Source organism: Chloroflexus sp. MS-G, from assembly GCF_000735195.1.
Taxonomy (GTDB): domain Bacteria; phylum Chloroflexota; class Chloroflexia; order Chloroflexales; family Chloroflexaceae; genus Chloroflexus.
This window is the reverse complement of the sequence record NZ_JPIM01000176.1, coordinates 1-6106: the sequence shown is the minus strand read 5'-3', so window position 1 is coordinate 6106 and position 6106 is coordinate 1. Positions and strand designations below refer to the sequence as shown.

Sequence of the window (6106 nt, the reverse complement as noted above, 5' to 3'; positions counted from 1 at the left end):
CCGCCACGCCGAATGCCACGCCGACCGCCACGCCGACCGCCACGCCGACCGCCACGCCGACCGCCACGCCGAATGCCACGCCGACCGCCACGCCGCCCGCCACGCCGACCGCCACGCCGCCCGCCACGCCGAACGCCACGCCGAACCAGTCTATCGACACGCCCACCCCTTGCAGGGCAGTCGCGACTGCTGGTGGGATGAACAGGGTCAGAAACAGCCCCATTAGCGCCAGATCGCGCCGTACCGAATCACGCTGGATGACCATCCATACCTCGCGTCCGGTTACGTCGCGGTACTGCGGATCGGCGAAGGTCTGCTCATACCAGCGCAGCGCCTGCGGGAAGAAGAAGACCCAGGACAACAGCCGCAGGTAATCGAGCGGGTTCCAGGGGTGCAGTCGGCGCCGGAGGCGGGGCGCCAGGTCGAGACGGGGCACAGGTTCACTCATACGTCACCACTTGTTTTCGTCCGGTACAGGTTGAAGGCGGACTGCATCAGGCGCAACGGCAGGCCATTGCTGCTGCGCACCAGAAGCTCGATCTCACCATCGCTGAAGTGCACCGGCGTGCCACTCAGCCGCTGCTGAATGAACGTCCGCGCAGTAGCATTATTCCAGGGCTTCACATTGATCTGCTGGCAGATACCGGCCAGCGGCGAGGTGTTCAGTTCGCTGTCGGGAAAGAGCCGGTCGAGCGGCGAGCGGGCCACCAGCACCAGTTTGAAGGGCGCACACTCGCCTTCAGCCAGCCCGCGCAGTTCGGCGCGCAGATTGTGACTGAAGCCGTCCCAGGTCATCTTTTCGATTTCGTCGAGTAAGAGCAACAAGCGTCGCCCGCGCAGCGCACGTTCTAACTTCCGACCACCTTTCACCGTAGCGATCCCTGCCTCTTCGCAGAGCGCCTCGTAATAGTCATCTTCGCTGTGCAATTTCTGCATATCGAGCAGGATCGGCGTTCGCCCCAGTTCGGTTTCGGCGCGCTCTTTCAGCAGCGTCAACAGCGACGACTTACCGACGCCGCTGTCGCCGATGAAGGCGACGCTGCTCCCCGCTCTGAGATAGTCGAGCGCCTGCTGCACTTCGCGCTGGCGGCCGAAGATGCGCGTGGGATCGGTGATCCGCCCGCTGAGCGGCGTAAAGGGGTTGGGCGGGTAAACTGCTGGCGGGTTTGGCGGTGATGCGGTCAGTTCACGGGCAACGGTCGCGGCATGACCTTGAAGGATGATAATCCGATTGTGGTCGCCGGTCACGATCACCGCGCCATCGGCGCTGCCGCCCAGGCTCACCGCCCGCTCGCCGGTTGCAATGGCGATCTGACCGGCACGCAACGCTTCGCGCAGCAGGTCGAGATCGGCAGGGGTAAGGACGTCGGATTTTAGGCGCTCGATGAGGTTCGTCAGGTGTGGGTCAGGCATACGTATTCTAGGCTATGATGTCACGAATGAGAAACGTGTTACTTCGATTATAGCACAGCGCCTGTCGCTCTCGCAGACATACGCTTCTCCCACAGCGACGTTCCGTGTTTTCATTCCGATTGACAGCGGCACGTCGCGGTTTTCGCCAGGACACCTGCACTCGATTCGGGTATAATACATCTGTCTACAACACATCAGTCGGTATTATCTCTCTTTGCCAACGAGGTGAGCGTATGGTTGAACGGATCTGTCCGGCTTGTCGCCATGGCAACCCGCTTGAAAATCGGTACTGCGGCGCGTGCGGTGCGGCGCTCACCGAACAAGATGCGCTAGCGCCACGTGAGCAATCGGCTCTGGCTCCGCGAAACTTTCCCCTCGCGCTTTCGCCAATGCAGATGCGTCAGATCGGTGCAGCATTGGCCCTCGGTGTCGCAACGCTGGCTGTAGAAGCCGGACGGGCATGGCTGCGTCACCGTATGGGTGCTTCATCGGCGGCATCGGCAATCACAACCGTGCCTGTACCGGTCGTTTCTCCGCCGACGGTGACAACACCGGTGAGCGTCACCACAACGATTATTAGCCAGCGTGTGGTTGAAATTTGGGAGCGCGGCGAGCTGGTGCGTCAGGTGGTTGAGCGTCATGTCTGGCGACGGGAAGAGTAATCTGGGAACCGATGCGGGTGCTGCGGCGTCATAGGTGTGGTACGATACTGATAACCGCTACGTCGTAGCAGGAAGGACAGGCAATGACGCAGGTAATGAACCCTTCGCCCTATCAGATAGTGCGCCGATACGTGCGCCCGCTAAGCATAAAATTGCGCATCAACGACGGTTTAGTGCTGGCCAGCCGCACGCTTTGGTTGGCACTGACGGTCTGTGTGCTGGTGGCGGCTGTTGGCTGGCTAACACCCATCCCCAATCTGATCTGGTGGGCTTTGATGCCGATCGTGCTCTGGCTGATGGTCATCATCGGCTTTATCGTATTCAGGCCACTTCCTCTGCGTCGAGCCGCACAGCGTATTGACCTGTTGCTCAATCTGCGCGAACGCCTCTCGACCGCAATTGAACTGTACGAGACCGGTGCCACGACACCGCTGACATCGTATCAGCAGGCCGACGCCTGCACGGTGGCGGCACAGCTTCATCCGCGGCAGCTCCCGATCAGCGTGCCACGCCGACCACTGTTGTGGGCGTTGTTGCCGCTTGCGGCGCTGATTGCCTTACTGACCCTTCCCAATCCAATGGAGCGCGTTCTGGCCGAACGGGCGGCGGTAGCCGAGATGATTGAAGAGGTGAACCAGCAGCTTGCCCGGTTGGAAGAGGAGCTGGCGAACCGCGAAGACTTGACGCCAGCACAGCGTGAGGAATTGCAGCAGATTCTGCGTCAATTGCAAGAGGAACTGTCACGCAATCCCGGTGATCGACAGGAGGCGCTGGCCGACATTGCCCGCGCCGAAATGCAGCTTCGGCAGCGGCTCGATCCGCAAACCGATCTCCGTCAGGCGGCGCTCGAACAATTGGCACGGCGGCTTGAACAACTCTCTAACAATCAGACCTCGCCTCGGCCAACGCTTGACCAGTTACGGCAGCAACTCGAAAATCTGGCAAACAGCCTCAATCAAATGAGCGCCGCCGAACGGCAGGCACTTGCCGATGAGCTGGCGCAGCAGGCGGCTCAACTGGCCGCAGCCGATCCGGCGACGGCGCAGGCGCTGCAAGATGCAGCTCAGGCTCTCGAACGTGGTGATAACCAGGCGGCGGCGCAGGCACTGCAACAGGCCGCACAGCAGGCGAGCAATGCTCAGGCGGCGGTGGCCAATCAGCAGGCTGTGCAACAGGCACTGGCGAACACGCAGACCGCTCGTCAGCAGATTGCGCAAGCCGGGCAAAATGGTCAGGGCCAGCAGGCCCAGCAGGGCCAGGGCCAGCAAGGGCAGCAAGCACAGGGGCAAGCGGGGCAGGGGCAGGGCCAGCAAGGTCAGACCGGTCAGCCTGGTCAAGGCCAGCAAGGCCAACCCGGTCAGGGGCAGCAGGGGCAGCCCGGTCAGGGGGGCGGTTCAACGGCTGATCATCTCGGTCAACAGCAGAGCAATGCTTCAGGAGATGTTGATCCTAACCGTCCCGCATCACAGCAGGGCCAGAGCGGAAACAACGACCTGGTTTATCAGCCGTTCCGCCCCTCTGGTCAACAGGGTGAACCTGACTTCATTCCGGGTCAGCAAAACAGTGGTGGAAGCAGCGAAGTGCGTCCTGGTCAGGGTCAACAAAGCGGGTTAAACAATCCTTCAGTTGTTCCTTACGAACAAATCTTTCCCGAATACCAGCGGACTGCCACTGAAGCGCTCGACCGCGGCAGTGTACCGATCTATTTGCAAGACCTCGTGCGCGAATACTTCTCGCGCCTTGAACCATAACAAAGGAGAACCGCATGACTGCTGTTCCCCAAACTGGGGTGATGATGTCGCCGGAAGAGTTTCGGCAGCGTGCGCAACAGATTGAAGCCGAAGTTTCGCAGGTCATTGTCGGTCAGCACGAACTGATTCGGCAAGTCATTATTACCCTGCTGGCCGGTGGTAACGCGCTGTTGGAAGGCGTTCCCGGTCTCGCCAAAACCACGCTGGTGCGCACACTGGCCGATGTCATCGATTGCAAGTTCTCGCGCATTCAGTTTACGCCCGACTTGATGCCGGCTGATATTATCGGTACCACGCTGATCAGCGAAGATGCCCACGGCCACAAGTCATTTCGTTTCGAGCCTGGCCCCATCTTCGCAAACCTGGTGCTGGCCGATGAGATCAACCGTGCTACTCCCAAGACCCAATCGGCCCTGCTGGAAGCAATGCAGGAGCGCACGGTAACGGTTGCCAAAACGATCCATAAATTGCCACAACCGTTCTTTGTGCTGGCGACCCAGAACCCACTAGAGATGGAGGGAACCTATCCGTTACCAGAAGCGCAACTCGACCGCTTCTTCTTCAAGATTAACGTCGCCTTCCCTTCTGCTGCCGAATTGGTCGAAATTGCGCAACGAACAACCGGTGCGCGCCAGCCAACAGCGCGCCATGTTGCCGATGGGCCGATGATCTTGCAAATGCAAGAACTGGCGCGCACGGTGCCGATTGCCAGCCATGTCTTGAGTTACGCGGCCCGCCTGATTACTGCTACCCATCCAGAGAGCAAAGATGCCCCGGCAATCACCAAACAGTACGTGCGTTATGGCGCATCACCCCGTGGGATGCAAACCCTGATTCTGGCCGGTAAGATTTTAGCGCTGCTCGATGGACGTTACAACGTCTCGTTTGGTGACCTGCGCCTGGCCGCGTTGCCGGCATTACGCCATCGGGTGGTGCTCAATTTTGAGGCTCAGGCCGAGGGCATCAGTGCTGATGATGTGGTGAAAGGCGTTTTGGAAGCGGTCAAGGAGGAGTGATGGCTGAGCCATTGCTCACCGCTACGTTTCTGCGCAAGCTTGATCGTCTGGCTTTGCAAACCCGACGTGCAATGGCGGGCGATCTGCAAGGTGAACGACGAAGCCCGAAACGTGGCTCGTCGGTTGAGTTTGCCGATTTTCGGCCATACACGGCTGGCGATGATATTCGTCAAATTGACTGGAATCTCTACGCACGTGCTGAGCGGTTCTACCTCAAACTGTTCGTTGCCGAAGAGGAGTTAAACGTTCACCTGCTGGTAGATACCAGTCGCAGTATGGCCTGGGGCAACCCAGAAAAGCTTCACTATGCCCGCCAGATCGCTGCTACCTTTGGCTATATTGCGCTAAGTAATCTTGATCGGGTGAATGTCACGGCGTTTGGTGGTCGTCCGGCGGCGGTCAGTGGGATTCGTGGCAAGCGTGGGGCAGTGGCACTGTTTGAGTTTTTGCAGCGTCTTGAGGTCGGTAGTACCGTGAACCTGACGCAGTTCTGCCGTACCTATCTTCAGACTGCCCGCAGCGCCGGCCCGCTCTTACTCTGCTCTGATCTGTTTGATCCGGGCTGGCGCGATGCTTTGCGTGCGCTTACGGCACGTCCCTTTGAAATTACGATTATGCACATCCTGGCACCGCAAGAGATCGATCCGCCAATTGAAGGTGACATCCGTCTGGTTGATAGCGAAGGCGGACCGGCGGTTGAGATCAGTGCCGATCTTGATGTGCTTCAGCGCTACCGTGAGTCACTGCAAAGCTGGCAGCAAGAGATTGAGACGTTTTGCAGTGGGCGGGGAATCCGGTATGTGCCGGTAAATACGGCTATTCCGATTGAAGAGTTTGTCTTCACGCAGTTGCGACGCGCTGGTATTGTGCGATGATCGAAGTCCGTTTGATCAAACCGGCAAAAGGTCAGACGATTCGCTACCCGGCAACGGTGATCGAGCGTGATGAGCGGAGTGTAACCGTGTGCGCCGAATGGCGCCTGGGCCCGGTTGATCTCGGTCTGTTTAGTATCGAACCGGGCGATACCTTGATCGAAACATTTTACACCGATCGCTGGTATAACATCTTCCGTGTGCAACGACCTGATGGCGCCATTCGCGGTTGGTATTGCAATCTGGCCCGTCCGGCACGGATCGGCGAAACAGTGATTGAAACGGAAGATTTGGAAATTGATCTCATTGTGAGTGCCGACCGTCTTCAGATCGAACTGGTCGATCTCGCCGAGTACGAAGCACGTGGGATTGCCCAAACCGATCCCGCGACT

At 59.1% G+C, this 6106-nt stretch carries 6 protein-coding genes and 1 pseudogene; 5 read left to right on the top strand and 2 right to left on the bottom strand.

From position 1 onward, the window contains the following. Together JE47_RS21975 and JE47_RS0119190 are read right to left on the bottom strand one after the other, a co-directional pair. Window positions 1-448, bottom strand: a pseudogene (locus JE47_RS21975) (ATP-binding protein); the annotation flags it as partial. Then, on the bottom strand, window positions 445-1413 hold the full coding sequence (locus JE47_RS0119190; protein WP_051871218.1) for an nSTAND1 domain-containing NTPase: 969 nt from the start codon (window positions 1411-1413) through the stop codon (window positions 445-447). The gene JE47_RS0119190 and the pseudogene JE47_RS21975, both read right to left, overlap by 4 nt. Before the next feature lie 233 nt (window positions 1414-1646). On the opposite strand from JE47_RS0119190, the gene JE47_RS0119185 reads away from it, so the two are divergent. From JE47_RS0119185 to JE47_RS0119165, 5 genes are all read left to right on the top strand, one after another. Beyond that, entirely contained in the window at window positions 1647-2075 is a 429-nt protein-coding gene (locus tag JE47_RS0119185; protein WP_031461294.1) for a zinc ribbon domain-containing protein, read from the top strand. Between the two features lie 83 nt (window positions 2076-2158). Beyond that, window positions 2159-3826, top strand: a complete 1668-nt coding sequence (locus JE47_RS0119180; RefSeq protein WP_031461293.1) for a hypothetical protein — start codon at window positions 2159-2161, stop codon at window positions 3824-3826. A gap of 14 nt (window positions 3827-3840) precedes the next feature. Beyond that, a complete protein-coding gene (locus JE47_RS0119175; RefSeq protein WP_031461292.1) occupies window positions 3841-4842 on the top strand; it encodes an AAA family ATPase in 1002 nt (333 codons plus the stop codon). After that, on the top strand, window positions 4842-5717 hold the full coding sequence (locus JE47_RS0119170; RefSeq protein WP_031461291.1) for a DUF58 domain-containing protein: 876 nt from the start codon (window positions 4842-4844) through the stop codon (window positions 5715-5717). Before JE47_RS0119175 ends, JE47_RS0119170 begins: the two co-directional genes overlap by 1 nt. Then, window positions 5714-6106, top strand: a 393-nt coding sequence (locus tag JE47_RS0119165; protein ID WP_031461290.1) for a DUF402 domain-containing protein, incomplete at its 3' end; no start/stop codon positions are given. The genes JE47_RS0119170 and JE47_RS0119165, both read left to right, overlap by 4 nt.

What these genes read in the sequence shown, in the direction of transcription:
- JE47_RS0119185 (WP_031461294.1), top strand. Translation starts at nt 1,647, where the DNA reads ATGGTTGAACGGATCTGTCCGGCTTGTCGCCATGGCAACCCGCTTGAA.
- JE47_RS0119190 (WP_051871218.1), bottom strand. Translation starts at nt 1,413, where the DNA reads ATGCCTGACCCACACCTGACGAACCTCATCGAGCGCCTAAAATCCGAC.
- JE47_RS0119180 (WP_031461293.1), top strand. Translation starts at nt 2,159, where the DNA reads ATGACGCAGGTAATGAACCCTTCGCCCTATCAGATAGTGCGCCGATAC.
- JE47_RS0119175 (WP_031461292.1), top strand. Translation starts at nt 3,841, where the DNA reads ATGACTGCTGTTCCCCAAACTGGGGTGATGATGTCGCCGGAAGAGTTT.
- JE47_RS0119170 (WP_031461291.1), top strand. Translation starts at nt 4,842, where the DNA reads ATGGCTGAGCCATTGCTCACCGCTACGTTTCTGCGCAAGCTTGATCGT.